Raw genomic sequence first — 26,395 nt, forward strand, 5'->3', positions numbered from 1 at the left:
TCTCTTTTTTAATTTAAAGCTCCTGTATTTATGTTAGGAATCTTTTTTATTTACTTTATCGGGAAGAAGTTTTACGAATAGGCAGGTAGATACAATCAAAATCAATGGTTGTTCGCTATTTTAAGTATTCTTGTGTATTATACCTCTATGGTTTTATGTGTTATCGGGTTGGTTGTTTTAGATGAATTTGTATTCAACTGGTATATAGACTGGGATAATAATTCTTACATTAGTTACTTGGGTATTCCTATTGGTTTACTCACGCTTTGGGGCTTTTGCCGCTTTTTAGAATCTCGATGGAAAACTAATGTGGTCATTATAAAAGATGAAATTCAGGATATTGGAAAAGCTATAGAAGACTAATCTTGTTTCGTTTTTTTTACCTGTTTTAAATCCAGTAAATTGGTTGGGTTAATACCTAAATCTTTTACGTTTTTTCTAGTAAACCTAACTACTTCATCGTAAAACATAACGACTACAGGTGTTTTCTGCATTACTAAACTATCCATTTTAGTGTAAAGTAATTTGCGTTTTTCACTATTGGTTTCGGTAAAAGCTCGTTCGTATAATTGGTCAAAGGTTTCACTTTTAAAGTGCGTGTAATTTGGTCCGTTTGGCGCGAAATTTTTACTGTAATATAATGATAGGTAATTTTCAGCATCCGGATAATCAGCAACCCAACTCGCTCTAAACATATTTAATTTCCCATTGGCTTTAGCATCTTTTAAGGTGGCAGCCGGAATCACATCAACATTTACCTGTAATCCTGCTTTTTGAATTTCTCGTTGTATGTATTCGCAAAAACTCAGGTAGTTGCTGGTAGTAGTGATCGTAATTTCAGGATTTTCAATGCCGGTTTCGGTTTTAAATTTGGCGACTAAATCTTTAGCTTTTTCAGGTTGATAAGTAAATCCTATAGCATCATTATAACCCGGTAAGCCTTTTGGAATAAATCCACCGAGAGCAGGAATACCAATGCCATTACGTAAATAAACCATCATTTTATTTCTGTCGAAACCATAATTAACCGCTTTTCTAATGTATTCCGACTGTATTTCAGAAACTTCAGCATCCATATAAAAAGCTAAATATTCAGTGTTTAAATAAGGTCCTCGAATCATATTAACATCTGTTTTATATGAATCGCGTAATTGTCCATCGGCTGTTAAAATTTCATCTTTATAAGACGCATCTAATCCGGATATAAAATCGATATTCCCCTGCGCGAACTGCAAAAACTCACTTTGTTTATCTGGTAAAAAGGTAATTGCCACTGCTTCAAGGTAGGGGAGTTGATTTCCGTTTAGGTCTTTTTCAAAATAGTTTTCATTCTTTCTAAAAACCAGTTTTATATTTTCTTCCCAACGCTTGAATTTAAATGGGCCTGTACCAATTGGGTGAGATCTGAAATCACTGCCATAATGTTCTACAATTTCTTTAGGAACCACACTGCAATATTTCATGGTTAATAAGCCAAGAAATGCGGGAAAAGGCTGTTTTAAGCTGATTTGAAACAGGGTGTCATTTATGGCATGAAAGCTTTCAACTTTACTTAATACCCAGCTTCCTGGGGAAGCAACTTGTTTGTCAAGCAATCTGTTTAAGCTATATTCAAAATCTTTAGCAAGAACAGTTCGTGTGGAATCTTTTCCGAACAGTTCGTGTTGATGAAATTTGACATCATTACGGAGAGAAAACTGGTAGGTCAGGGCATCTTCAGAAATCGTCCAGCTTTTGGCTATGCAAGGTAAGACCTGCATGTTATCATCCATTTGTACTAAACCATTAAATAATTGGTTTGTGGCCCAGATATCGGCAATATCTTTGGAGAACGCAGGATCTAAAGAACCAATGTTTTTGTGCTCGTTGTATTTAAAAACAAGATAATCTTGGTTGTGTTTTTGTTTAGAATTACATGAAAAACATAAAATAATTGCTGCAAAGCAATTCAATAAAAGTTTAAGACGATCTTGCTTTATAATCACATCGGTAGTATTAAGGTGTTTCAAAAATAACGGTTTTGCGGTCTATATCTAAATTATTTTAAGGGTTTAATCGATGTTTTTTAGTGACTTTTCATGAAAAGGTGTGTCGAAATTAGTGGTTAAGCAAATTTGCTATTATTGGCAAATCCTATTTTCAAGTCTCTCACTGTGGGCTTATAATTTATGTTATGTCCTGAAATTCGGAGCGTTTCGATTAGAAACGCTCTTTTTTTCTTATCTTTGCACGTTTTTAAAAAGGTTATGGATTCAAGAAAGAAAGTAGCATTTTATACGTTAGGCTGTAAACTTAATTTTTCGGAGACTTCAACAATAGCAAGAAGTTTTTCAGAGGAAGGATTTGATCGTGTGGATTTTTCTGAAAATGCAGATATATATGTGATAAATACCTGTTCGGTAACTGAAAATGCCGATAAGCGTTTTAAAAGTATTGTCAAGCAGGCTCAGAAAATTAATCCGGATGCCTTTGTTGCTGCCGTTGGATGTTATGCGCAATTGAAACCACAGGAATTAGCCGATGTGGAAGGTGTGGATTTGGTATTAGGTGCTACTGAAAAATTCAAAATCACCGATTACCTGAACGATTTAACGAAGAACGATTTAGGAGAAGTACATTCCTGTGAGATTGAAGAAGCCGATTTTTACGTAGGGAGTTATTCCATTGGAGACAGAACACGTGCCTTTTTAAAAGTTCAGGATGGTTGCGATTACAAATGTACTTATTGTACCATTCCTTTAGCACGTGGTATTTCCAGAAGTGATACTATGGAAAACGTGCTAAAAAATGCCAGAGAAATTTCAGCTCAGAATATTAAGGAAATCGTTTTAACCGGTGTAAATATTGGGGATTACGGAAAAGGGGAGTTTGGAAACAAAAAACATGAGCATACCTTTTTAGATTTGGTAACCGAATTGGATAAAGTAGAAGGTATTGAGCGTTTACGCATTTCTTCTATTGAGCCAAACTTATTGAAAAACGAAACAATTGATCTGGTTTCAAAATCAAGAGCTTTCGTGCCACATTTCCACGTGCCATTACAAAGTGGAAGCAACGATATCCTTAAGAAAATGAAACGTCGTTATATGCGAGAATTGTATGTAGACCGCGTAACGAAAATTAAAGAAGTGATGCCGCACGCTTGTATTGGTGTAGATGTGATTGTTGGATTTCCAGGAGAAACCGATGAGCATTTCTTAGATACCTATAATTTTTTAAATGAACTGGATATTTCGTATCTGCACGTATTTACGTATTCTGAACGCGATAACACTGAAGCCGCTGAAATGGATGGCGTGGTAGCTAATAGTGTACGTTCTAAGCGTAGTAAAATGTTACGCGGACTCTCAGTTAAAAAACGTCGTGCCTTTTATGAAAGTCAGATAGGAACAACCAGAACCGTATTGTTTGAAGGAGAAAATAAAGAAGGTTATATACAAGGATTTACCGAAAACTATGTAAAAGTTAAAGCACCTTGGAATCCGGAATTAGTGAACACGCTTCATGAAGTGAAGTTGACTAAAATCGATACCGATGGCTTGGTAAGGTTTGATTTTGTTGGTGAATTGGCGGTTTAATATTTAGTTTATCCGAAAAAATATACATCTCAACTGTTTTTTTCTAAAGTTAGGGCGTGTACTACATATTTTTACACGAGTAATGTCCCAAATTTCATGAAAAGATTGATTCTTATTTTGTTTGTCTTCTTATTCGTATTTACAAGTTGTAATACCGAGTCTGTAGATGTTAATGACAATGTCGTTGAAGGTACTTGGAAATTAACAACATGGACGGTTGGCATTCCTGTCGATTTAAATAATGATACAGTTTTCAGTACAAATCTTATTGAAGAAATACCTTGTGAGAATATGGAGACCTTAACCTTTTCGGTAGATGGTACTGTAGCGTCTAATGTAACGTTCAATCCGGATGTTATGATTCTTTTTAATGAAATTTTAGGTGTTTATGTGTATCAGGTAAATTGTGAAGCTGAAGGCTCTATTGGATTTGCCGCATCTTACGAACACAAAGGGGCTAGTGTATTTATTAATGATAGGGAAGCTGTGGTTAATGGAAATAGACTAACTATGATTTATAAAAAAGCCCAAAAGATTCATAATCTGGCAAAAACCGATGTAGTAGATGTTAAAGATATTACACTAGTGTATACGAAGCAGTAAAAAACAAAAACATATTATAAAAATAAACCCAAAGCATTTTGACTTTGGGTTTTTTATGATTTAAATTTAAAAAAAAATTAAATTCTAACACCAACCGGTAACATACGTTTGTATTTGCGGTTGCTTCTCACAAACTTAGCTATTTCAGGACTTGTTGGAACAACGCTTAAGTTGCGTTCTCCAATAGATGTAAACACGGCTTCTAAAAATTCTTTTCTAAATTCATCGTCTTGAATTTCTTCAGGAATTACAAGCTTTGTTAAAAAAATCTTTCGGTCTTGAAGCGAGTACTCAATCTTAGCTAAGTGGCTATCAATTTTCAGTTCAAACTGACGTAAAAAATCATTGTCTATTAATTCTGCAGCATCAATCATGATTGTTTTTATTTCTTAGGAATCGTTAAAATAGTGAGTGCTATTTGCATAACTTTGCTTTGCAAGTTACGAAAAATAATCCTGAAAGGAAAGTAAATTTTGGCTTAAAGCCTTGTGATATAAATATTTATTGGCTTAGTTTGCTTAGGGGTTGTAAAGTGAAATTAAGAAGAATAATATTATGGATTTAGAACCTATACATGTATACTTTATGCCGGGTATGGCGGCAAGTCCTAAAATTTTTGAGTATATAAAATTACCCGAACCACAATTTAAACCTCATTTTTTAGAGTGGATGATTCCGGAAAATCAGGAGTCGATTATGGATTATGCGTTACGAATGTGTAAACATATTAAACATGGCAATATTGTTTTGGTGGGTGTATCATTTGGTGGGGTATTAGTTCAGGAAATGAGTAAACATATTTCGATAAGGAAATTAATAATTATCTCCAGTGTTAAATTACAGAGCGAATTACCTAAACAAATGGTAATAGCCAAAGCAACAATGGCATATAAATTGATACCAACACAATTGGCAAGTAAAATTGACGTTGTAGCTAAATATGCTTTTGGTAATAATGTGACGAAACGTTTAGAATTGTATAAAAAATACCTTTCGGTTAACGATAGTAAATATTTAAGTTGGGCTATTGAGCAAATGGTATGTTGGAGTCAGAAAGAATATCTAGAAGGATTGGTGCATATTCATGGTGATAACGATTCGGTGTTTCCAATTAAAAATATCAAAAATTGTATTATTATAACGGGAGGAACCCATATTATGATTATAAATAAGTACAAATGGTTCAATGAAAATTTGCCTCACATTATTTTAGAAGAATAAGCAATTTTAGTACCTTTAGAGAAAAACTTTTTAGCGATGAAGATTATAGAGAAAGCCCTGGCATTTGTAGGATTATTAAGTTTATGCGCGTTATTTATTTATGCCCTGCAAGATGCGCCAACCGATGAGAATTTTGAAAAGAAATTAATAAACGATTATAATGTTTATGCCCTTCAGGTGCCGGACGATTTAGAATTTTCTGGAGAGGCTGTGCCTATAAAAAATCCGGATATATTAGAACGTATGGATCGTGAATTATTGGTGAATACCTATTGGCAATCTAACGGATTGTTAATGTTCAAACGTGCTAACAAATATTTTCCGGTAATAGAACCTATTTTAAAGAAAAACGGCGTCCCCGATGATTTTAAATATTTAGCCGTTATAGAAAGCGGTTTGTCTAATGTTGTATCTCCTGCTGGAGCCAGAGGCGTTTGGCAGATTATGCCGGCTACGGCTAAAGAAAATGGTTTGGAAGTAAACGATAATGTTGACGAGCGCTATAACTTAGAGAAATCAACAGAAGTAGCTTGTAAGTATTTATTAGAAGCTAAAGAAAAATTAGGAAGCTGGACATTGGCAGCAGCAGCCTATAATGCCGGAAATACTGGTGTAGCGCGACGTTTAGAAGAACAGAATGTAAATGATTACTACGATTTATTATTAGGAGAAGAAACCGGACGCTACTTGTTTAGAATTGTGGCTTTAAAAGAAATCTTGTCACATCCTGCGAAATACGGTTTTAACTTTAGAGAAAAAGATTTGTACCAGGAAGTGCCGACCTATAAAGTTAAAGTCGATACAGCGGTAACTGATTTTACTAAGTTTGCTGAAAGCTTTGGTATTAACTATAAAATATTGAAACTACACAATCCTTGGTTAAGAGAACCACACCTGAATAATAAGTCTCGTAAATTATATGAAATTGATATTCCGAAAGAAGGTTACTATAATTAATAGAATAAGTATACAGAAATAAAAAAGCACATCGATCGATGTGCTTTTTTTATGTTTTTTGAAAAAGGTTTTAATTATCCTCTTCTTTTCTGAGCTCTAAGCGATCCGCCGGCACCATAGTGTTGTGTTGGTCCTTGAGCACGCTTCATATTGTCTTTCATCATTTTTATCTGATCGGCTAACATGCCTTGCTTATCTAATTTTGAAGCTTCACTTAATAATTTCTGAGCTTCTTGTTTTCTGCGTTTAGAAAAAGCGATACCAGCTAAGTTTAATTTCGCCATGGCCAAATCATGATCCATAGATAATCCTAAAGTGATGGCTTTTTTGAAAAATTTTTCAGCTTCGTTAACGTTCGATTGCGATACCATTAATCCGTGTAGATAATTGTAATACCCTTGTTGTTTTTTCACTAAAGCACTTTCCGGATTTTTAATTTTGTCCAACCATTTTTTAGCACCATCAAAATCCTGTTTACGCAGTCGTAAAAATGCCAGTAAAATGAATTCGTTTTTAAAGTATAGGAATACAAATATTAAAGATAATAGTATAAGCATAATACCATTTCCTATATTATTTTCAACAAATTGATAAATAGCATACCCGAAAATGGCAATGGCTATGATTAGTTTAATAATTTTATTGTACATTTTTATTAGGTTTGTAGTGTTTAATAGGCTTTTAAAGCCTGGTTACCTTTATTCGATTTGCAAATAAACTAAAATTTTATCAAAATTGAGTAAAAGATAATTAACAAAAAGAAGCCGAATACCTTTAATAAATAGGGTTGTAAAAGGCTCAAGAAAGCGTGAAAAATATATTTCGAAATATTTTTTTAAATAACGTTTGTCAATGTGAAAAGTCTTTGTATATTTGCGCTCAGTTTTGGAGGAACCCAAATAAATAATAATTAAGTACAATTCAGATTTTTAAAGATACAAGATAATGAGTAAAAGAACATTTCAGCCATCGAAAAGAAAGAGAAGAAACAAACATGGCTTTAGAGAAAGAATGGCTTCTGCTAATGGAAGAAAAGTACTTGCTCGTAGAAGAGCTAAGGGAAGAAAAAAATTGTCTGTATCGACTGAATCTAGACATAAAAAATAATGATATTATATTGTTATAAAATAAAGGTGTTGCTTTAGTGTAACGCCTTTTTTTATGCATACTTTTCACTTACTTTAGTAACATACTTAAATACAATACATAAATAGTAAAAATGCCTAAAAATTCAAAACTTAAATCGATATTAATAATTGGCTCGGGTCCTATCGTTATAGGGCAGGCATGTGAATTTGATTATTCTGGAACTCAGGCTCTAAGATCACTTAGAGAAGATGGAATTGAAACAATTTTAATCAATTCTAACCCAGCAACAATCATGACAGATCCATCTATGGCAGATCATGTTTACTTGCTACCTTTAAACACCAAGTCTATTATTAAAATCTTAAAAGAACATCCGCAAATTGATGCTGTTTTACCAACCATGGGAGGACAAACAGCGTTAAACTTATGTATTGAGGCTGATGAAAAAGGAATCTGGAAGGATTTTGGAGTAGATATTATTGGTGTTGATATCGATGCGATTAATATCACTGAAGACAGAGAGCAGTTCCGTGAATTAATGGAAAAGATTGGAGTGAAAATGGCTCCGCAAGCAACTGCAACTTCATTTTTAGAAGGTAAAAAAATAGCACAGGAATTTGGTTTTCCATTATGTATCCGTTCTTCTTTCACTTTAGGAGGAGCAGGAGCGGCGATTGTGTATGATGAAGCTGATTATGATGAATTATTAACTCGCGGATTAGAAATTTCTCCTATCCATGAGGTGATGATTGATAAAGCGATGATGGGATGGAAAGAGTACGAGTTAGAGCTTTTAAGAGATGCTAACGATAACGTAGTTATTATCTGTTCTATCGAAAATATGGATCCAATGGGTATTCATACAGGAGATTCTATCACTGTGGCACCAGCCATGACGTTAAGTGATACGACTTTCCAGAAAATGCGTGATATGGCTATCTTAATGATGCGCAGTATTGGTGACTTTGCTGGTGGATGTAACGTACAGTTCGCGGTATCGCCAGACGATCAGGAAGATATTATTGCTATCGAGATTAACCCTCGTGTATCACGTTCTTCTGCTTTAGCAAGTAAAGCAACTGGTTATCCTATTGCTAAAATTGCAGCCAAATTAGCGATTGGTTACCACTTAGATGAATTACAAAACCAGATTACAAAATCTACTTCAGCGTTATTCGAGCCGACTTTAGATTACGTAATCGTTAAAATACCTCGTTGGAACTTCGATAAGTTTGAAGGATCAGACAGAACTTTAGGGCTTCAAATGAAGTCTGTAGGAGAGGTAATGGGAATCGGTCGTTCATTCCAGGAAGCCCTTCATAAAGCAACACAATCTTTAGAGATTAAACGTAATGGTTTAGGTGCTGATGGTAAAGAGAATAAGAACTACGATCAAATTATCGAAAAATTAACCTATGCGTCTTGGGATCGTGTATTCACTATTTACGATGCTATCGCTATGGGTATTCCTTTAAGCAGAATCCATGAAATCACTAAGATTGATATGTGGTTCTTAAAGCAGTACGAAGAGTTATTCTTATTACAAAAGGAAATCTCAACTTATACCATTGAGACATTAGATAAAGAACTTTTACTTGAAGCTAAACAAAAAGGTTACGGTGACAGACAGATTGCTCACATGTTGGGTTGTTTAGAAAGTGAAGTTTATAATAAACGTGAAGAATTAGGTATCAATCGTGTTTACAAATTAGTTGATACCTGTGCTGCCGAGTTTAAAGCGCAAACACCTTACTATTACTCAACGTTTGAGAGTGATATGGAAACTGCAGACGGAAAGCGTTATGCTGACAACGAAAGTGTGGTGTCTGATAAGAAGAAAATTATCGTATTAGGTTCTGGTCCAAACCGTATTGGGCAAGGTATCGAGTTCGATTACTGTTGTGTGCATGGTGTTTTAGCAGCTTCTGAGGCTGGTTATGAAACTATCATGATTAACTGTAACCCTGAAACCGTATCTACAGATTTCGATACGGCTGATAAGTTATACTTTGAACCTGTTTTCTGGGAACACATTTACGACATTATTAAGCATGAAAAACCAGAAGGTGTTATCGTTCAGTTAGGTGGTCAAACCGCATTAAAACTTGCTGAAAAATTAGATCGTTACGGTATTAAAATCATCGGAACAAGCTACGAAGCTTTAGATTTAGCTGAAGATAGAGGAAGTTTTTCCACTTTATTAAAAGAGAATAACATCCCTTACCCAGAATTTGATACTGCTGAATCTGCTGAAGAAGCTTTAAAAGTTGCCGATAAATTAGATTTCCCAATTCTTGTAAGACCATCTTACGTATTAGGAGGTCAGGGAATGAAAATTGTAATCAACAAAGAAGAGCTTGAAAAGCACGTGGTTGATTTATTAAGAACTATACCTAACAACAAATTGTTATTAGACCACTATTTAGATGGTGCGATTGAAGCTGAGGCTGATGCGATTTGTGATGGAGAAGATGTTTACATTATTGGTATCATGGAGCATATTGAGCCTTGTGGTATCCACTCTGGTGATAGTAACGCAACTTTACCTCCGTTTAACTTAGGAGACTTAGTAATGCAGCAAATTAAAGATCATACTAAGAAAATTGCCTTAGCACTAAATACTGTAGGTTTAATTAACATTCAGTTTGCGATTAAAGACGACGTAGTTTACATTATCGAAGCAAACCCAAGAGCATCCAGAACAGTACCGTTTATTGCTAAAGCTTATGGTGAGCCTTACGTAAACTATGCAACTAAAGTGATGTTAGGTGATAAGAAAGTTAAAGATTTCAACTTTAATCCTCAATTAGAAGGATACGCGATTAAGCAACCAGTATTCTCTTTCAACAAGTTCCCGAAAGTTAATAAACAATTAGGACCAGAAATGAAGAGTACAGGAGAAAGTATCTTATTTATTGAGAGCTTAAAAGACGATGAGTTTTACGATTTATACTCAAGACGTAAAATGTATTTGAGTAAATAATCTACAGAATTAAATCCAAAAAAAAGCCGCTTTTTAAAAGCGGCTTTTTTTATTTCTTATAAAAGGGTTGTCGATCCTTATCTTCTTCAACTTTTGTTATAAAATATACGGTATCACCTAACCAAAAGAAGGTTCGGTAACGCTCAAAATAAGTTAGTCTAACAAAACGTCCCTGGTATTTTTGAAGGTCTTCGATAATTTTTTTGTTGCCTTTTTCAACAGAGAAGGCAAAGCGTTGTTCTTCTGAAACCCCCTGACTTAATTCGCCTTCCCAGGTTTTGGTAAAAACACCTTTTTTGCTGAATTTAATTAAATCTCCTGAGCGAACCCCTTCACTATAAGGAACGAAGTAGACAAAACAAAAATAGCCAATAGTTACTAGAACAATGGCCGCAATCAATTTATAAAGAAACTTTTTCATGGTAATCGTTTGATATCTGTTAAAGATAATAAAATCTGAATTACTTTTTTGAAAGTTTGAAGTCGAAAGATACATCAATAGTTTCAGCAATTTTATTGCTTACTATTTTCGGAATCTTGATATCAAAATCGGATGCATAAGCCTTGAAAGTACCTGAAATTTCTATGGTTTCGTTGGTTTTAACTGTTTTAACAGGTATGCTTTTTAATATTTTTGTTTTACCATGAAAGTTGAGTTCGCCACTGATGGTTAGTGCTGTATTTTGTTTAATGTCTGAAAAATTAAAGTCATCAATAACCCCTTTAAATGTTGCTTTTGGGTAGGTGTCAGATTCAGCGTAGTTTTCGTTAAAATGTTCTTCCATTAAGGCATTTTTAAAACGAAAACCATTTACAAGTACTAATGCGGCAAATTCACCATTTTCAGAATTTAAAATAGCAGTAACCGATTGGTTTGTGGCTTTAACTTCCTCAAAGGAAGGTACCGAAGCTTCAAAGCTTACGGTACCGGTTTTGGTTAAATATTTTTCCTGAGCAAATGCATTTAAACTTATAAACGCGATGCAATAGAGTAGGTATTTCATTCTAATATTTTAATTGTTTAATTCAGAAATTTAACAAAATAGAAAGCTTAGTTTTCGAGTAAACCATCATCTTTCCATTTTTGAATCAGGTTTTTTTGGGTTGTAGATAATGTGCCATTAACCGGCATTTTACCAGCGCCTGTTCTGTTAATTCTGTCTAAAATACTATTTATATAGCTCGAAACTTGAGCGTAGGTTGTTAACGACATTGGAGCATTATTACTAGGTGTGGAACCATGACAAGACGTACAATTACTTGTTATAATGCTTTTAATATCGGCATTGTAGGTCACTTTTTCTGTTGGTGTCGGATCTGGATCCGGGTCTGGTTGTGCCGTCATGTCATCATCACCGCTACTCGAACAGTTAAAAGCAAAAAGAGCAATAGCTAAACCGTAAAAAAGAGTTTTAAAATTCATAGTAGAGTATTTAAAGTTGTTTTAGTTTTCAAGTAATCCATCATCTTTCCATTTTTGAATAAGATTTTTTTCATTGGTAGATAATGTGCCATTTACAGGCATTTTGCCAGCTCCTAATCTGTTTATTCTATCAATTATACCATCTATGTAATTTGAAACCTGTGAGAATGTAGTTAGAGACATAGGAGCGTTTTGAGAAGGAGAACTTCCATGGCAGGAAATACAGTTGTTATCAATAATCGTTTTTATATCATCATTGTAGGTCACCACATTAGGGAGTGGTGTTGTCTCAATTAAATCATCTTGGCTATCGTTAGCGCAACTGCTAAGCAAAAATACGGCGAGTGTTAATGTTAAAAATAAGTGTTTCATAGTATATGGGGTTAAAATACACGACTTAAGTTAAATCCGAAATAAATATTACCATCGCTCCAGTCTCCAGTGCTCTGTCCTAAAAAGGTGTTGGTATTCATACCTTGAGCGTTGGTAAAGTGCATCTGAAAAACATGTCCTCCGGTTTCCAAATCAATACCAATAGATAACGGATTTTTGAACGGAGAATTGTCGGCACGGTTTAAATGCCAGCCATAATCAGCGTTTAAAGACCAACGTTTTCCTAGCTTATAGCGCCCGCCAAACCCCAATGCAAATTGAGAATTATCTTGTTCATCGATGGCGACGTAATTATCATGAAAAAAGGTAGGAGCTAGTTCTAAAGATAAATTGGTGTTAACTTTTCTGGACACCAATACTTGAGCTGTATAGCCCAAACGATGTTTAAATTCCAAAAGCGGAAGATTGTCTTTCTCTAATCCTGTATTTATCAAAATGGAATTGTAACCTACTATCGTAAGAGGAAAACCATTGTCTTGTTGTTTTAAAAGGGTGTATTTTGCTGCAGCCTCATAAATTTTCTGAAAAGAGCTTCTGGAGACACTCACGTTTAAATCATCCGTAATTCCGAAAATAAAGTTTAATCGGGTTACGGCATCATCCAACCCAAAAAAGGTGTCGATACCATTTTCAAGACTTCCAAAACGGTGTGCCACGACAAAGGTAAATTCGCCTTTCGCTACGAGTTTAGTGGATTCGAAGTTTACAATTTTAAGCCCTTTGAATGCTGCCGAGGCGTATTGAGATGATACATCAGAATCTATCTCATCTAATAAGTCATCTTGGGCCTGTATAAGCAGCGGAAAACAAAAAATAAAGATAAGTAGGTGTTTCATAAATTAGGTCGTTTAATTAATTAAGTTTTAATGGTTATTGCTTAATAAAGCGTTTAGTTATATTTGAATCTGTTGTACTTAGTTTTAATAAATACATTCCTGAAGTTAAATTAGAAATATTAATTTTATTACCCAAATACGATGTGTTAATGATCTCTTTACCTAGAATATTGTAAATAGAAACTGTTTTTAAATTTACGCTATTAGGTATGTTTAATGTCAAAAAGTCTTTAGCAGGGTTAGGTGATAAGGAGATGCTTTTTATTGAAAATTCTTCATTACTTAAGGCTTGTTCAACGGTTATAGTTCCTCCCATGCTTGGATGTACACCACATACATATGGATTAGTGCCAATAGAGACAAAGGTGTGTTCGAATGAGCTGCCTTCGCCTGTTAATATTAAACTAGAGAAATTCTCAGCACTTCCAGGTTTACTCTCAACCGTGTGAGGAGAATTGTCAGTCCAGGTCCATATAACTTTATCGCCAACATTAATAGTTAAATTTAACTCGGAACCAACTGTTGTATCCCAGTTTAGATTATGAGTGATTTGTGCTTGTATTCCTAAAGTAGCAAATACAAAAAGGAGTAGAAATGTTTTCATGTGGTAGTTGTTTAATTAATCCGTAATTACACTACACTGATCCAGTTTTACCTGTTCTAATAAATCGTCGTAACCAATACAACGCCCTTTAATTCTGACAATTGTATTTGTTTTTTGGGGAGGTTGAATGCCATTGTTAAACTGGCAAAAGACATTGTTGTTTAATGTCATGTCTGTTTGGTTTAAGTCGGTTATAATACCCGAAACTTCAATGGTTTTGTTAATATACTTAAGTTCTGATTGAGTTGGGGAAAGGACAAATGCTTCACTAAACGCTGAAGCTTCAATTATAAAATCGGCTGATTCTGTTTCAATGTTTCTATGGTCTTGATATATATAATTATAACCAAAATATAGGCCGATAATGAATAAAGCAAGGATATATAAGTAATATCTTTTTTGCATTTTATTTTAAATATAAGAAAAAATAGTGAGATTTAAAAGCGTGATGAATAAAGTCAGTCTATAAACAATTTAGGCTTCTAAGATTATTCTTAAAAGCCTAAATGAATTTATGATTTTAACTTATGAAGTTAGGGAGTTACTACAGTTAAAACAACAGTTCCTGCATCAGTTACTTCTCCAACAGAAACAGTGGTTTCAACACTATATTCGTTGTAGCCTTCTCTGGTTATTTTTAATGTGTATGTCCCAGCTTCAAGACCTTGGAATAAAAAGTTACCATTCATATCGGTCATGGTATCGGTAATTTTAACAGCTTCAGTGTTGTAAATTTCGACGGTAACGCCTTCCATAGCCGTTTCAACGTCTTCAATGTTTTCAACAACAGTTCCGCTAATTGAACCGGAATTTACTTCGGCATTAACTTTAATTACAGGTTTTAAATTATACTTTCCTGTATTTCCTGATTCAACGATAGACTCACTTACCACCCAATCAAGGATAAATGTATAAGTGAAACCGCCTTCTAATTCAGTGTTTAAATTTAATTTTAAACCAGATTGCATAGCACTTGGCGTATCTAAAGGAATTAATGTGTCATCGCCTTCTAATTTAAGGGTATTGCCATCTCCTAAAACCAGTCTAATTTGTTTCATCATTCCAGATGGAATTAATTGATCTGTCAATAAAAGGCTATTACCAGCAATAAGTTCTGTTAAATCCACTTCAATAGGGTAAGCTTCTGCCGGAGCAAAGCTTTGCCAACCTTCTTCGCTATCGGTAGTGTTGTATTGAATATCTGTAATTACGACGTTGACTTCTTCGTAATCACCAGGAGCATCAACTAATTTTAATTGAACTCTTGAAGGGCTGTCATTTTTATCATCACTACAACTTTGAAAAAATGTTAATGAAATGATAGAAATACCAATGACTAAATAGCTTTTTAAATTTTTAAAATTCATTTTTTTAGATTTTGGGTTTATTTATATGATTTACTAATATAACAGCTTACATATCGAAATTCCTACCCTGGTTTTGAAAAAAAAAAGTAAATAAAATTAGCTACAAAGTCTTGGTGTTTTATTGCCTGTTGGTTTTAAGTGAGTTATAGTTCAACTTTAGCATTGTTCTGCTTTACAATATCTATGTAATCTTCAATAATAAATCCAGAAGGTTTAAATTTTGAACTTCGGTGTTTAGATTGTTCCTGGCGTTCAATACTTCTAGCAAATCGACGGACACTATCTTTTGTTTTTAAAATAATACCGGGAACAGGTACATTTTTACCGTTTTCATCTTTTGCTACCATGGTGAAGTACGATGAGTTACAATGTTTTTTTTCTCCGGTTTGTACATTTTCTGATTCCACGCGAACACCAATAACCATCGAAGTCCTTCCTGTAAAGTTTACTGAGGCTTTTAAGGTGACCAATTCACCAACTTCAATAGGATTTAGAAAATCAACCTTGTTTACAGAAGCTGTTACACAGTAATTTCTGGAATGTTTTGAGGCGCAGGCAAAAGCAATTTGGTCCATTAAACTTAATATAAAACCACCGTGTATTTTTCCACTGAAATTGGAATGTGATGGTAGCATTAATTGGGTTAATGTTATTTGAGATTCTTCTATGGTCTTAAACATGATTGCAGACTTAAATAATTAATTTTTTAGGGTTGGTCTTTAGGAGTTTAATTCCTAATGATTATCTAATATACTTATAACTGTTTGAGTTTTTCTAAGCTTAAATTTATTTTTTGTGAGTTCTAAAATATTCTACTTTTTTAAAATTGTTTTCTCAAATAAAATAAGAAGTGCTTGAAAATAATGTAAACAAAAATACCTGCACTGTGCAGGTATTCATTGTAATTTTTTGGCGATAAAAGATTTAATTATTCTTCTTCAGCACGTTTTAATAGCTTTTCATTTTGCTGTTTCGTGGCTTTAGCACCCAGCTTTTTAAGGTTCTCAACACGCTTAACTAAGTTGCCTTTTCCGGTAAGTTTAACCATAGCACTCTCGTACGATTTTTGAACCGTTCCTATTTGGTTTCCAACCTTAATGAGTTCTTCAGTAAGATTTACAAACGAATCGTAAAGACGTCCGGCTTGCGTGGCAATTTCAAGAGCATTTTGTTGCTGTTTTTCGTTATTCCACATGCTGTCAACAGTTCTTAAAGTTGCTAAAAGCGTAGATGGTGTTACGATAACAATATTCTTTTCAAATGCTTTGTTGTAGATGCTGTTGTCTTCATTTACAACAACCGCAAAAGCAGGTTCAATTGGAATGAACATCAATACAAAGTCCGGCGATTCGATATCATATAAATCCTGATAGTTTTTTTCAGAAAGTTGATCGACGTGTTTTTTTATGGAGTTCACATGAGCTTTTAAGAACAGGGGTTTTTCATCGTCTTCAGCATTTACGAAGCGCTCGTAATCGACTAATGAAACTTTACTGTCGATAATCATTTTTTTGCTGTCTGGAAGATGTAAAACTACATCAGGTAACACACGAGCTCCGGTGTCTAATGTGAAGTTTTGTTGAACAAAATATTCGCGATCTTTTTCTAATCCCGATTTTTCAAGGACGCGTTCCAATACTAATTCACCCCAATTTCCCTGCATTTTACTGTCTCCTTTTAAGGCACGGGTTAGGTTGGTGGCTTCTTTGGTCATTTGTTGATTCAGGTCTTTAAGTCCTAATAATTGTTCCTTTAAAGCCGAATGCATACTGATACTTTCCTTCTGAGAATCTTCTACTTTTTTCTCGAAACCCTGAATTTTTTCCTGTAACGGGTTTAATATATGTTTTAAGTTTTCTTTATTCTGAAGCGTGAATTTTTCTGATTTTTCATCTAAAATCTTATTGGCTAAATTTTCAAACTCTTTGGTGAATTTCTCCTGTAGTTTTTCAACTTCACCTTTTTGCTCTTCATTTTTAAGCTTTAAGTTTTCGAACTCGGTATTTTTTATAGCTAATTCAGAATTTAAAAATTCTTTTTCACGACGAATATCTTCGCGTTCGTGTTCAATTTTAGAAATGGTTTCTTTAAGGTCAGAAATTTGCTTATTAAAATGTTCGGTTTGCTTAGTAATGTCCTGTTGAGCAACCTGCTTAACGTCGCTTAATTGCTGTTGTAAAATAGTATTACGCTCTGTTAAGGCACTAAGTTCGCTTTTCCCTTTTAGTTTATTGATAAGCATACCAATATAAGTACCAATACCTGCCGAAATGATAATGGCTAGAATAAGAATGAGGTTGTCGTTCATGTTACTGTTTTGAATTAGGGTAAAAGTAATAAATTCTAACTATTGAAATTTTGATTTATGGACCACATAGTAGTTCTTTCTCTCTAAATTATCTTAATAAGTTGTTAACTAGTGGTCTTTACAAGGTATAATATTTGATTTAAATTATACTTTTGAGACTCAATAAATATTACTCTAAACAAAAAGTTTGTTAATGATCCTGACTGATAAGTTAAATAGATGTCATAAATATCATGTTTTGTTAACGCTATTTATGGTGTTAACAATAAATATTGGAAGTTATGGGCAAAATGACCTAACCTTAAAGGATTATGTGTTTGTTACCCATATATCTTCAGATGTTATTAATAAGCTAGAACAAGGAGGCCGAGCTTTCAATTTGGATTTGGAAGTCAGTAAGTCGCAATACATAGTGATAAATTCGAAGGATAAAAGATCTTTAAAATCAGTTTTAGACTCGATACAACTATTTTTAAATAAGAACAAAGGAGAAATTGTAGCTTTACTAATCAAAGGGGAATTTGACAAGACGCAAATCGAAAATTATATAGATTTTCAATACTCCGGTAATGTTTTTTTTCAAACGGAACAGGAAGATCCAAAAGTAGAACAACTAAAGCAGGAAGGAAAACGATTAATCATTGTTTTCGATGAGTGTGTAGCAGAAAGTTCTATAAACCGTATCCGTAGTGAAAGAAAATTTTCTAATTGGTTTACCAAAGACGCTTTAGATAGACTTGTTGAATTTAGAAGTTTAGCAACTTCCAAAAGTGCTCTGTATGATGACGTTTTGGAATTTTGGAAGACTACTGGAAAGTCACCCAATTTTATTTTGGCAGATTATGTTGAATTTGAAGAAGTAAAACATGTGGCAGATTCTTTAAATAATTTAAGACGATTTCGTGGTATTGTCGAGTATAATGACGAATTCTTAAATGAAGTGTATTGGAAAAATGCTCCTCAGACTATAACAACCGCTAAGTTTTCTTTTCCTTTAACCACACGGGAACAGATTTTATCACCATATAAGAATGGATATAGAATTTCGCCTGCCGAGGTGATTCATCATAAAGGACAGCCAGATTCACCGAGATTATTTACAGCGTATAATGTGGCTATCGAAGACGAGTTGAAATACGATTTTTCTTTTGATGACAAAGTGGTAAATAAGCAGGATCCCGACTGGAATAGAATTATAACAAAAGATGTTTCTTTTATAAAAGATAATGAAAGGGGAGATGTACTTTATTTGAGTCAGGAGGATTCATTTGTTGACTATTTCAAATCTAATACTTTAAATTTTGAAACGCCAATTAGTATTTCAGTCTGGCTCAAACCAGATAAAATTCCGCAATTTATGGGAATTTTAGGATTTGGTACGGCTTTTTCAGTTAAACTTCGGAAAGGTAGTCCCGATTTTACTATGGCAACTATAAAAGATCATGTGGTAGAATACCCTCTAGAAAGGGGAGTATGGCAACATTTGGTGGTTGTGTATAATCCAAGAGCTTCAATAGATTTCTATATTAACGGACAAAAAATTGGTGATATTCAAACATCAGAAATTAACCCATCAAATCAATCTTTGGTAATTGGAAATAATATCTGGGGAGAACAATTCTTTGGAGCCATAGACGATTTGAAAGTTTGGGATCGAGGTTTATCCCCTGCCGAAGTGGAACAATTGTATGGAACTAAAATAGCTTCAAAGGCGTTTAATTGGTACTTATTTTTTGCTGTTTTTTTAGGGGGAACTGCTATAGGAATGGTGTTGTTTTTTAGAAAAGGGATCACTCTGAATAAAACAAGGAAGAAGAGACAACCTCAGGATACTTATTATCCACGAAAGATCACAACAGAAAGGAAAAGGAAAAATTCGCTTTATCTTTTTGGAGGTTTTCAATTAGTCACAGCTTCTGAAAATACTCCTACATTTTCACCGCTTCAGAAGCAATTGGTTTCGTATTTAATTTTGTCGGTACTGGAAGATGATCAGGGGGTTAATTCAAATAAACTTACTGAAACATTTTGGCCGGGTGTTTCTAAAGAAAAAGCTAAAGAAAATCGAAGTGGTAATATGCGTAAACTTCGCAAAGTCTTATCCGAAATAGAAGATTTACAAATCGTTTTCAAGGAAAAAAAATGGCTGTTGTCTGTTAAAAATGATTTTGTGGTGGATGTTTTTGAATATATACGCTTAAAATCGAGTTTGGAAGAGGGGGTGTCTGAGGGTAGAATTTCCTTAAACGAATTGGAGGATTTCCTTGACTTTATAAAAAAAGGTAATGTGCTTCCTGGTATTCAAACAGAATGGGTTGATTATTTTAAAGCAAAATTATCAAGTGAAATAGAACATTTATTAGCTGCGATTTATAAAGAGCAAGGTGCTAAGATTCCAAAAGAAATATGTATAAAAATGGCTAAAACCATTCTTTTATTCGACAGTCTAAACGAAAATGCATTGCAAATTTTAATTAGTGAATGGGTCGCTATGGGAAAACATGGTTTGGCCAAGCATGCGTACACTTCATTTTCTAAAAATTATGAATTATTATATAGAGAGCCGTATAGGGTTGAATATCAGGATTTAGTTGATTTTTAATTTAGGAGATAGATATTTTTTTAGTTAAATTTATAAGTGTTCACCCATTTGTTCACCCATTTGTTCGGGATGAGAATCTATATTTAGGTTTAAATTTTAAAAGACAAACAAAATGAGTTCTAATAGAAGAGATTTTTTAAAAAAATCATCGATGGCTGGAGTAGGTTTAGCCTTTTTACCTAATTTACTTAATGCAGATAGTTTTGGGCATTTTAAATCAACTAAAACTTATATGGGGGGCTTCGCTGCTCCTAAATTAGATACTGTTCGCTGTGCCTTCATAGGGGTTGGTTCAAGAGGTTCAGGCCACGCCAGACAAATAGCCACCATAGAAGGTACAGAGGTAGTGGCTATAAGTGATTTATATGAAGATTTAGCTAAAAAGTCGGCAGAGAAATGCAAAGAAATAGGTGCAGGACAACGTCACCAAGATATCAAGACCTTTTATGGAGGAAAGGATGAATGGAAAAACATGTTGAATACAGTGAAGCCGGATATGGTAATTATAGCCACACCATGGAGTTTGCATGCTCCAATGGCTATACAGGCTATGGAATCTGGTGCTCATGCCTTTGTTGAAGTACCTCTTGCAGTTACCATTGACGAGATGTGGGAGATCGTAAACACTTCTGAAAAAACACAAAAGCATTGTATGATGATGGAAAACGTTAATTACGGGCGTGATGAATTATTATACTTAAACATGTGTAGACAAGGAGTTATTGGCGAATTATTGCATGGAGAGGCAGCATATATCCATGAATTAAGAGGGCAAATGAATCAGGTTGAGCGTGGTACAGGTTCATGGCGATCTTACGAGTATGCCAATAGAGATGGTAATTTGTACCCAACACACGGCTTAGGTCCTGTTGCTCAGTACATGAATTTAGCCAGAGGCGAAGATAATTTTGAACGTATTAATTCGTTTTCATCGCCAGGCAAAGGAAGAAATATTTATGCTAAGGAAAGATTTCCGAAAGACCATAAGTGGAATCAAATAGATTTTAAAGGAGGGGACATTAATACTTCTATAATTAAAACCACCTTGGGGCGCACTATTATGGTGCAGTGGGATGAAACAAGTCCTAGACCATATTCAAGGCATAATTTAATACAAGGTACCGACGGAACTTTGGCAGGATTCCCAACTCGAATTGCTTTAGAAGGAGGGGTTGAAGGCGCTACTAAGGATCACCATAGTTGGGCAGAAGGCGATGCTTTGGCCTCAATTTATGAAAAATATGAGCACCCATTATACAAGCGTTTAGGAGAAGTATCGAAGAAAATGGGAGGCCATGGAGGAATGGATTTCATGATGCTTTATCGTATTATTGAATGTTTAAGAAAAGGGCAGCCATTAGACCAAAATGTTTACGAAGGTTGTTTCTGGAGTGCTGTTGCACCTCTAAGTGAGGCTTCTGTTAAAGCTCATGGAGATTCTCAAAAGTTCCCTGATTTTACTCGTGGTGCTTGGAAAACCACTAAGCCGCTGGATATCATTCAATAAGAATTGTTAGGTTAAATTAAAAAGTATAAGGTTGTAATGCATAGAAGTTACAACCTTATATTTTTTACAGAACAGACGAGGTAATATTAATATCACTATCTTGCCAGGCTTTATTAAATTCAGTTTTAATTTTTTTAGCGTCTTTAGTTTTACCCTGAGCTATAAGACAGTTGTATAAGCCCATTAAAGACCAACCGTTTTGTCTCAGATTTTTTAAATCTTCACGGTATACCATTTCGGCTTTTTCGTATTGTCTGGCTTTTAGTAGTACAGCTCCCAGATGTTGTCGCGGTGGGATGTGCCAGGCAGAAGGTTCGTTATAAACTAAGTTATCTTCAATATCAATTGCTTTTTCAAAATGTATAATAGCCGTATTGTAATCTTTGGTATTAGCTGCGATTTCACCTGAAACAATTTCATAAGCCAGTTTAGCTAAGGTTGTACCGCTATCAAATCCAGTGGCTAAATTACTTTCCATATCAGGGTCTTTGGATAATGCATCAATGGCCACGAGTTCTTCTTTAGCTTCTTTTAAATTGTTTTTTCTGGTAAATGCGATACCTCGTGTATAATGCCATATGAGTTTTAAATGTTTGATATCATCATTTGGTTTGGGATAGGTTAAAATATCGTTCCACTTACCAAATCGGGTATAGGCTAATAATGGTGTCGAAGCGAAGTTTTGAAGAAAATGAAGGTCTTTCATTTCACCAACAGGTACTTTCTCAGCCGTTTTTTTAGCAGCTTCAATAGCAAGTTGACTATTGCCTAGTAAACTGGAAGCCGACCATAAAAAGTGAATGTTATGAGGATAGTACCCCAAAGGATACATGCCTTGTGAAAAGCATTGTGAGATGTAGTCTTCATCTGCTAGAATGGCTTTTTGATTGGCTTCTACAGCATCTTTGTACCGTCCAACCCGAATATAGATGTGAGACGGCATATGAACCAAATGCCCTGCAGCAGGCATAAGGGTAGCTAATTTTTCGGCGCTTGGTACAGCTTTATCAGGTATTGGAAGTTCCACCATGTGAATGTAATAATGATGCGCTCCAGGATTGTTAGGGTCAATTGCAATAGCTTTTTCTAAAGCTGATTTGGCCTTGTTTATATTTGGTGAGGGATTCCCTTTTTTATCCCAGTAATTCCAGGGTGTCGTATTCATAACCGAAGCGGCATATAAGGTTTGAAGGTCAGAATCTTCAGGGTATTTAGCAACGACCTCTTCCATCGCATTCATGTAATCCTTGTTTAATGTTTTAACGTCCAGTGTTAAATCGGTTGAGTAGCGGTGTGTTAACGCCTTAATTAAAGCTTGTTCTTTGGGTGATGCATTTTTCATTTGCTTTATAGCGTCAGCAATAGCTTCATTGTATTTAAGTTTTCGTTCTTCATCAGGTTCGGGGTCGTTAATATTTGGACCAAGTGCATAAGCCTGTCCCCAAAAGGCCATGGCGCAATTAGGGTCTAGACGTGATGCTTCCATAAATGAACGATGCGCTTCAGCATGATTAAAGGCATAGGTTAATCGTAAGCCCTGGTTAAAAAATCGTTGCGCTAGAGTGTTATTTGTACTGACTTTATAATTGTGATTTCCCAGATTTTCAAATAGTGGTGCAATTTGCTTTGTTGAATCCTGTTTGTCTAATAAAAAAGTTGTGGAAGTACAACTCATGGAATTTATTCCAATTTTTCTACTGTAATCAAAATTATCAGAGGGCTTCAATTTGTACGAAATGGTTGTAACGAGAACAACAGCTGTTATTAAAAGCGTTAGTTTTGTTTTCATAATGTCTGTTAGTTAGGGTTATTTTGAAATAACGTCTAAGCAGGCATTATGACGGTTTGATTATGAGGAAGTTTAGATATAAATTTAGTTAAAATACTGATAATAATAAAGTTATATTATTTTTTAATTCTGAAACTCCCTGTGGTTTCGTCAAAAGCAATAAGGTCTTTAGGAAATAATTTTTCGAATGCACCACTTTGAATAAGGTTACAAGGCTGATCGATTTCAACATGGCCTTTGGTCATAACAATCATACTGTCACATAACTGAATCGCCAAATCGATTTCGTGGGATGAAAATAAAATGGTTTTACCCGTTTCTTTTGCTAGTTTTTTTAGTAGTTTTAAAATATACGCCTTGTGATACATGTCGAGATGCGTGGTCGGTTCGTCCAGAATAATCAGGTTGGTGTCCTGAGACAATGCACGGGCAATCATCACTTTTTGTAACTGACCGTCACTCAACTCAAAACATTTTTTATGTTTAATATCTTCAATATGGGTTTGTTCTAAAGCTTGGTTGACAATAAATATGTCCTCTGAAGTTAAATTTCCAACCCAATTTGTATAAGGCTGTCTTCCTAAAGCCACTAATTCAAAAACCGATAAATTTTTGGAAATCAGCTTTTCTGTTAATACTAAGCTTAAAATTTTGGCTAAATCAAGAGCGCTTTGTTTTTCTAAGGGTTTGTTATTAATAAATACCTGACCTTTAATCGGGTTTTGAACTTTGGTAAGCGTACGAAGTAGCGTGGATTTTCCAATGCCGTTCGCACCAACCAATCCAACTAATTCGCCTTGATGTAATTCAATATTGATGCCAGAGGCAATAACAGTTTGTGCTTTTTTTGAAACGTAACCAATACTTAAGTTTTTGGTTTTTAAAATGATATGTTGTTCGTTGTTTTCCACTGCAATGCTTCTGTTTAAAATATCATTTTACGTTTTCTAACCAATAGCCAAATGATTACCGGAGCGCCTATTAACGCTGTTATGGCATTGATAGGTAATGTTAAATCACTATTCGGAACCTGAGAAATACTATCGCAAACCAACATAATTATTGAGCCAAATAAAAATACGGCGGGTAATAAAATTTTATGATTTGAGGTGTTGAAAATTTGACGTGTTAAATGCGGAATGGCTAAACCAATAAAAGCAATAGGTCCGGCAAAAGCGGTAATCGTTCCTGCCAGTAAACTAGTGGAAATGATGATGGCTAAGCGACTTCTTTTAATATTTAAGCCCAAACTTTTGGCGTAATTTTCACCTAAAAGTAAAGTGTTTAATGATTTTACAGAGCCAATACTAATTAATAATCCGAAGCTGTAAATTATTGAAAAAATAAGGAGCTCATGCCATGATAGATTTCCTAAACTTCCAAAGCCCCAGAAAATATATTGTTGTAACTGTTCAGCGGAACCAAAATAGGATAGCACACTTACTACCGAAGCAGTAATACTGGCAAACATGAGGCCGATGATTAAAATAGCCATAGTGTCTCTTACTTTCAGTGATGTTATTAAAACGGCAAAAAGTACTAGAAAACTTCCTAAGCTGGCTGCTATTACAATGCTCCATTTTGACATTAAACAGGCTGCAAAAGCCGATCCAAATAGTCCTGACCCTAAAATGATGGTGGCTACACCTAAACTAGCTCCAGAACTGATGCCCAAAACAAAGGGCCCAGCTAGCGGATTTCTAAACAAGGTTTGCATTAAAAGCCCTGAAATACCTAATCCAGAACCAACTAAAATAGCAGTTACAGCTTTAGGCAAGCGGTAATTGGTAATGATGTAATTCCAGGAATCTTGTGATGTTTCAGAACCTAACAGACTATTAAAAACATCATTAATAGGAATGTAAACAGACCCCAAACTTATATTGACGAAAAAGCAAAAAATCAATACAAGTGAAAGAATCAAGAACGGGATGTTATATGTTTTTATGGGCGTCAATTATTCTAAGCGTTTAAAAAAGTAAAGATCATAATTTTCCAGGAGTTCAGGATGACAAATTTTAATCAGGTCTTTTAAAACAAGATCAGGTCTGGTCATGCCTAATTCAAAATACAAAACTCCTCCGGTGGCTCCAGTGGTATTTGTAAATGAGTAAATATTTTTAGTTTCAAAAGCTTTAAAGGTTGCATGATGTGGATTTCCATTCTTAAGACTTTCCAAGCTAGTGTAGTTTGAAGGGCTTATCCAGATATCTGCATCTTTGGCTTTGGAAAATACAGTTTCAAAATTGAGAGACAAGCTTCCAACTCCTTTAGAATCGCTCCAAAGATAATTAGCATGGGCATCTTCTAAAAGTTGGGCTTCCGTACTTGTTCCATTGGGTAAATACCAAATGTCTTTATGCATTGCACCACTTAAAACATTAGGTTTGTTTTGTGTGTTTTTAGCTAGTTTTTTGGCTTTTAAATAGTCTGTTTCTATGCGTTTAAAAATGGAATCGGCTTGATGCTCTTTGCTGAATAATACCCCAAAAAACTTTATCCATTCTGCTTTTGCTAGAGGAGAACTTTCCACCCAGTCGCCATTAAAAATAACAGGAATTCCTGATTTTTTAATAGTTTCCAAGGATTTGTTTTTGCCGTTAATACCAAAACCAACAACCACGTCGGGTTGAGTGGCTAACAAAACTTCGGTATTTATGCCTTCATTTTTTCCAAGTTCTCTAATGTTTCCAGAATCTACAAGTGTTCTTATTTTTTCTGATGAAATGAAATCGGGTCCAGGGAATCCAACCAAAGTATTTTCAACTTGTAATAATTCTAATCCGGGCAGATGCGTGGTGCTGGTAACCACTATTTTATGTATTGGAAGGGTTATGATACCGTCGAATTCATTTCGATTTAAAGTGATTTTTGGAAGTATACTGTCTTCAACTAAAGCATATTTGTAAACTTTATTTGAATTAGGCCAAGGATTCGATATGGTTAATATTTTATAGGCATTAGCAGCGCTAATCGAAAATCCTTTAGCGTAGCTTAGTGCAATTTCGGTATGGGTTTGCTCAGAAATTTCAATGGATTGCTCCTTTTTTTTACAGGCTAAAAAGGTCAAGATAATAAGTAATACTAAAGTCGATTTTTTCACGATAAGCATAATTTGTGTCAAAAGTAAGATTA

Annotated in this window: 26 protein-coding genes; 9 read left to right on the top strand and 17 right to left on the bottom strand. The window is 34.6% G+C overall.

Going from position 1 to position 26,395, the window contains the following annotated elements; translation table 11 throughout:
* The first annotated feature begins 108 nt into the window (after positions 1–108).
* Complete coding sequence (locus ICJ84_RS04355; protein ID WP_188215122.1) at positions 109–363, top strand: hypothetical protein; 255 nt, start codon at positions 109–111, stop codon at positions 361–363.
* Here the strand turns inward: ICJ84_RS04355 and ICJ84_RS04360 are convergent.
* Positions 360–1,934, bottom strand: coding sequence for an ABC transporter substrate-binding protein (locus tag ICJ84_RS04360; RefSeq protein ID WP_394367618.1), 1,575 nt, complete (start codon positions 1,932–1,934; stop codon positions 360–362). The two genes, ICJ84_RS04355 and ICJ84_RS04360, sit on opposite strands and share 4 nt — an antisense overlap.
* Positions 1,935–2,246: 312 nt before the next feature.
* On the opposite strand from ICJ84_RS04360, the gene mtaB reads away from it, so the two are divergent.
* Together mtaB and ICJ84_RS04370 are read left to right on the top strand one after the other, a co-directional pair.
* Complete coding sequence (gene mtaB, locus ICJ84_RS04365; protein ID WP_188215123.1) at positions 2,247–3,578, top strand: tRNA (N(6)-L-threonylcarbamoyladenosine(37)-C(2))-methylthiotransferase MtaB; 1,332 nt, start codon at positions 2,247–2,249, stop codon at positions 3,576–3,578.
* 96 nt (positions 3,579–3,674) lie between these two features.
* Positions 3,675–4,181, top strand: a complete 507-nt coding sequence (locus ICJ84_RS04370; RefSeq protein ID WP_188215124.1) for a hypothetical protein — start codon at positions 3,675–3,677, stop codon at positions 4,179–4,181.
* A gap of 77 nt (positions 4,182–4,258) precedes the next feature.
* Here the strand turns inward: ICJ84_RS04370 and ICJ84_RS04375 are convergent, their stop codons facing one another.
* Entirely contained in the window at positions 4,259–4,555 is a 297-nt protein-coding gene (locus ICJ84_RS04375; protein ID WP_188215125.1) for an N-acetyltransferase, read from the bottom strand.
* A gap of 181 nt (positions 4,556–4,736) precedes the next feature.
* On the opposite strand from ICJ84_RS04375, the gene ICJ84_RS04380 reads away from it, so the two are divergent.
* Both ICJ84_RS04380 and ICJ84_RS04385 read left to right on the top strand, forming a co-directional pair.
* On the top strand, positions 4,737–5,402 hold the full coding sequence (locus ICJ84_RS04380) for an alpha/beta hydrolase family protein (RefSeq protein ID WP_188215126.1): 666 nt from the start codon (positions 4,737–4,739) through the stop codon (positions 5,400–5,402).
* A 36-nt stretch (positions 5,403–5,438) separates the two neighbouring features.
* Positions 5,439–6,359, top strand: coding sequence for a lytic transglycosylase domain-containing protein (locus ICJ84_RS04385; protein ID WP_188215127.1), 921 nt, complete (start codon positions 5,439–5,441; stop codon positions 6,357–6,359).
* A gap of 74 nt (positions 6,360–6,433) precedes the next feature.
* On the opposite strand, the gene ICJ84_RS04390 is transcribed toward ICJ84_RS04385, so the two are convergent.
* Positions 6,434–7,009, bottom strand: a complete 576-nt coding sequence (locus ICJ84_RS04390; RefSeq protein WP_188215128.1) for a tetratricopeptide repeat protein — start codon at positions 7,007–7,009, stop codon at positions 6,434–6,436.
* A 295-nt stretch (positions 7,010–7,304) separates the two neighbouring features.
* Here ICJ84_RS04390 and rpmH point away from each other — a divergent pair, with 295 nt between their 5' ends.
* Both rpmH and carB read left to right on the top strand, forming a co-directional pair.
* Positions 7,305–7,466 (top strand): 50S ribosomal protein L34, encoded by a 162-nt coding sequence (rpmH, locus tag ICJ84_RS04395; RefSeq protein WP_188215129.1) that lies wholly within the window; start codon positions 7,305–7,307, stop codon positions 7,464–7,466.
* Between the two features lie 112 nt (positions 7,467–7,578).
* On the top strand, positions 7,579–10,431 hold the full coding sequence (gene carB / locus ICJ84_RS04400; protein ID WP_188215130.1) for a carbamoyl-phosphate synthase large subunit: 2,853 nt from the start codon (positions 7,579–7,581) through the stop codon (positions 10,429–10,431).
* A gap of 49 nt (positions 10,432–10,480) precedes the next feature.
* On the opposite strand, the gene ICJ84_RS04405 is transcribed toward carB, so the two are convergent.
* The 10 genes from ICJ84_RS04405 to rmuC form a co-directional block, all read right to left on the bottom strand.
* The gene (locus ICJ84_RS04405; RefSeq protein WP_188215131.1) at positions 10,481–10,852 is read right to left on the bottom strand and encodes a 6-phosphogluconate dehydrogenase; all 372 of its coding nucleotides are present in this window, start codon (positions 10,850–10,852) and stop codon (positions 10,481–10,483) included.
* Between the two features lie 40 nt (positions 10,853–10,892).
* Positions 10,893–11,435 carry a YceI family protein gene (locus ICJ84_RS04410; RefSeq protein WP_188215132.1) on the bottom strand — a complete coding sequence of 181 codons (543 nt, stop codon included), beginning with the start codon at positions 11,433–11,435 and terminating at the stop codon, positions 10,893–10,895.
* Between the two features lie 47 nt (positions 11,436–11,482).
* Positions 11,483–11,854, bottom strand: coding sequence for a hypothetical protein (locus tag ICJ84_RS04415; protein ID WP_241748680.1), 372 nt, complete (start codon positions 11,852–11,854; stop codon positions 11,483–11,485).
* Positions 11,855–11,875: 21 nt separating this feature from the next.
* The gene (locus ICJ84_RS04420; RefSeq protein ID WP_188215133.1) at positions 11,876–12,226 is read right to left on the bottom strand and encodes a hypothetical protein; all 351 of its coding nucleotides are present in this window, start codon (positions 12,224–12,226) and stop codon (positions 11,876–11,878) included.
* Between the two features lie 11 nt (positions 12,227–12,237).
* Positions 12,238–13,083, bottom strand: coding sequence for a DUF5777 family beta-barrel protein (locus ICJ84_RS04425; RefSeq protein ID WP_188215134.1), 846 nt, complete (start codon positions 13,081–13,083; stop codon positions 12,238–12,240).
* Positions 13,084–13,117: 34 nt separating this feature from the next.
* A complete protein-coding gene (locus ICJ84_RS04430; protein WP_188215135.1) occupies positions 13,118–13,687 on the bottom strand; it encodes a T9SS type A sorting domain-containing protein in 570 nt (189 codons plus the stop codon).
* Between the two features lie 15 nt (positions 13,688–13,702).
* On the bottom strand, positions 13,703–14,092 hold the full coding sequence (locus ICJ84_RS04435; RefSeq protein ID WP_188215136.1) for an OB-fold protein: 390 nt from the start codon (positions 14,090–14,092) through the stop codon (positions 13,703–13,705).
* 128 nt (positions 14,093–14,220) lie between these two features.
* The gene (locus ICJ84_RS04440; protein WP_188215137.1) at positions 14,221–15,054 is read right to left on the bottom strand and encodes a DUF4382 domain-containing protein; all 834 of its coding nucleotides are present in this window, start codon (positions 15,052–15,054) and stop codon (positions 14,221–14,223) included.
* 143 nt (positions 15,055–15,197) lie between these two features.
* On the bottom strand, positions 15,198–15,734 hold the full coding sequence (locus tag ICJ84_RS04445) for an acyl-CoA thioesterase (RefSeq protein ID WP_188215138.1): 537 nt from the start codon (positions 15,732–15,734) through the stop codon (positions 15,198–15,200).
* A 248-nt stretch (positions 15,735–15,982) separates the two neighbouring features.
* Complete coding sequence (gene rmuC / locus ICJ84_RS04450) at positions 15,983–17,362, bottom strand: DNA recombination protein RmuC (RefSeq protein WP_188215139.1); 1,380 nt, start codon at positions 17,360–17,362, stop codon at positions 15,983–15,985.
* 253 nt (positions 17,363–17,615) lie between these two features.
* Between rmuC and ICJ84_RS04455 the strand changes: the two genes are divergently transcribed.
* Together ICJ84_RS04455 and ICJ84_RS04460 are read left to right on the top strand one after the other, a co-directional pair.
* Complete coding sequence (locus ICJ84_RS04455) at positions 17,616–19,964, top strand: LamG-like jellyroll fold domain-containing protein (RefSeq protein ID WP_188215140.1); 2,349 nt, start codon at positions 17,616–17,618, stop codon at positions 19,962–19,964.
* Between the two features lie 112 nt (positions 19,965–20,076).
* Positions 20,077–21,471, top strand: coding sequence for a Gfo/Idh/MocA family protein (locus ICJ84_RS04460; RefSeq protein WP_188215141.1), 1,395 nt, complete (start codon positions 20,077–20,079; stop codon positions 21,469–21,471).
* A gap of 64 nt (positions 21,472–21,535) precedes the next feature.
* On the opposite strand, the gene ICJ84_RS04465 is transcribed toward ICJ84_RS04460, so the two are convergent.
* The 4 genes from ICJ84_RS04465 to ICJ84_RS04480 form a co-directional block, all read right to left on the bottom strand.
* On the bottom strand, positions 21,536–23,260 hold the full coding sequence (locus ICJ84_RS04465) for a tetratricopeptide repeat protein (protein ID WP_188215142.1): 1,725 nt from the start codon (positions 23,258–23,260) through the stop codon (positions 21,536–21,538).
* Positions 23,261–23,376: 116 nt separating this feature from the next.
* Positions 23,377–24,171, bottom strand: coding sequence for an ABC transporter ATP-binding protein (locus tag ICJ84_RS04470; protein WP_188215143.1), 795 nt, complete (start codon positions 24,169–24,171; stop codon positions 23,377–23,379).
* A gap of 14 nt (positions 24,172–24,185) precedes the next feature.
* A complete protein-coding gene (locus ICJ84_RS04475) occupies positions 24,186–25,184 on the bottom strand; it encodes a FecCD family ABC transporter permease (RefSeq protein ID WP_394367614.1) in 999 nt (332 codons plus the stop codon).
* A 33-nt stretch (positions 25,185–25,217) separates the two neighbouring features.
* A complete protein-coding gene (locus ICJ84_RS04480) occupies positions 25,218–26,372 on the bottom strand; it encodes an ABC transporter substrate-binding protein (RefSeq protein WP_188215145.1) in 1,155 nt (384 codons plus the stop codon).
* Between the last annotated feature and the right edge of the window lie 23 nt (positions 26,373–26,395).

Source organism: Aestuariibaculum suncheonense, from assembly GCF_014596935.1.
GTDB classification, from domain to species: Bacteria; Bacteroidota; Bacteroidia; order Flavobacteriales; family Flavobacteriaceae; genus Aestuariibaculum; species Aestuariibaculum suncheonense.

What these genes read in the sequence shown, in the direction of transcription:
- ICJ84_RS04405 (WP_188215131.1), bottom strand. Translation starts at nt 10,852, where the DNA reads ATGAAAAAGTTTCTTTATAAATTGATTGCGGCCATTGTTCTAGTAACT.
- ICJ84_RS04410 (WP_188215132.1), bottom strand. Translation starts at nt 11,435, where the DNA reads ATGAAATACCTACTCTATTGCATCGCGTTTATAAGTTTAAATGCATTT.
- ICJ84_RS04465 (WP_188215142.1), bottom strand. Translation starts at nt 23,260, where the DNA reads ATGAAAACAAAACTAACGCTTTTAATAACAGCTGTTGTTCTCGTTACA.
- ICJ84_RS04375 (WP_188215125.1), bottom strand. Translation starts at nt 4,555, where the DNA reads ATGATTGATGCTGCAGAATTAATAGACAATGATTTTTTACGTCAGTTT.
- ICJ84_RS04390 (WP_188215128.1), bottom strand. Translation starts at nt 7,009, where the DNA reads ATGTACAATAAAATTATTAAACTAATCATAGCCATTGCCATTTTCGGG.
- ICJ84_RS04425 (WP_188215134.1), bottom strand. Translation starts at nt 13,083, where the DNA reads ATGAAACACCTACTTATCTTTATTTTTTGTTTTCCGCTGCTTATACAG.
- ICJ84_RS04420 (WP_188215133.1), bottom strand. Translation starts at nt 12,226, where the DNA reads ATGAAACACTTATTTTTAACATTAACACTCGCCGTATTTTTGCTTAGC.
- ICJ84_RS04460 (WP_188215141.1), top strand. Translation starts at nt 20,077, where the DNA reads ATGAGTTCTAATAGAAGAGATTTTTTAAAAAAATCATCGATGGCTGGA.
- ICJ84_RS04480 (WP_188215145.1), bottom strand. Translation starts at nt 26,372, where the DNA reads ATGCTTATCGTGAAAAAATCGACTTTAGTATTACTTATTATCTTGACC.
- ICJ84_RS04415 (WP_241748680.1), bottom strand. Translation starts at nt 11,854, where the DNA reads ATGAATTTTAAAACTCTTTTTTACGGTTTAGCTATTGCTCTTTTTGCT.
- ICJ84_RS04455 (WP_188215140.1), top strand. Translation starts at nt 17,616, where the DNA reads ATGGTGTTAACAATAAATATTGGAAGTTATGGGCAAAATGACCTAACC.
- carB (WP_188215130.1), top strand. Translation starts at nt 7,579, where the DNA reads ATGCCTAAAAATTCAAAACTTAAATCGATATTAATAATTGGCTCGGGT.
- ICJ84_RS04370 (WP_188215124.1), top strand. Translation starts at nt 3,675, where the DNA reads ATGAAAAGATTGATTCTTATTTTGTTTGTCTTCTTATTCGTATTTACA.
- ICJ84_RS04380 (WP_188215126.1), top strand. Translation starts at nt 4,737, where the DNA reads ATGGATTTAGAACCTATACATGTATACTTTATGCCGGGTATGGCGGCA.
- rpmH (WP_188215129.1), top strand. Translation starts at nt 7,305, where the DNA reads ATGAGTAAAAGAACATTTCAGCCATCGAAAAGAAAGAGAAGAAACAAA.
- mtaB (WP_188215123.1), top strand. Translation starts at nt 2,247, where the DNA reads ATGGATTCAAGAAAGAAAGTAGCATTTTATACGTTAGGCTGTAAACTT.
- rmuC (WP_188215139.1), bottom strand. Translation starts at nt 17,362, where the DNA reads ATGAACGACAACCTCATTCTTATTCTAGCCATTATCATTTCGGCAGGT.
- ICJ84_RS04440 (WP_188215137.1), bottom strand. Translation starts at nt 15,054, where the DNA reads ATGAATTTTAAAAATTTAAAAAGCTATTTAGTCATTGGTATTTCTATC.
- ICJ84_RS04385 (WP_188215127.1), top strand. Translation starts at nt 5,439, where the DNA reads ATGAAGATTATAGAGAAAGCCCTGGCATTTGTAGGATTATTAAGTTTA.
- ICJ84_RS04435 (WP_188215136.1), bottom strand. Translation starts at nt 14,092, where the DNA reads ATGCAAAAAAGATATTACTTATATATCCTTGCTTTATTCATTATCGGC.
- ICJ84_RS04445 (WP_188215138.1), bottom strand. Translation starts at nt 15,734, where the DNA reads ATGTTTAAGACCATAGAAGAATCTCAAATAACATTAACCCAATTAATG.
- ICJ84_RS04430 (WP_188215135.1), bottom strand. Translation starts at nt 13,687, where the DNA reads ATGAAAACATTTCTACTCCTTTTTGTATTTGCTACTTTAGGAATACAA.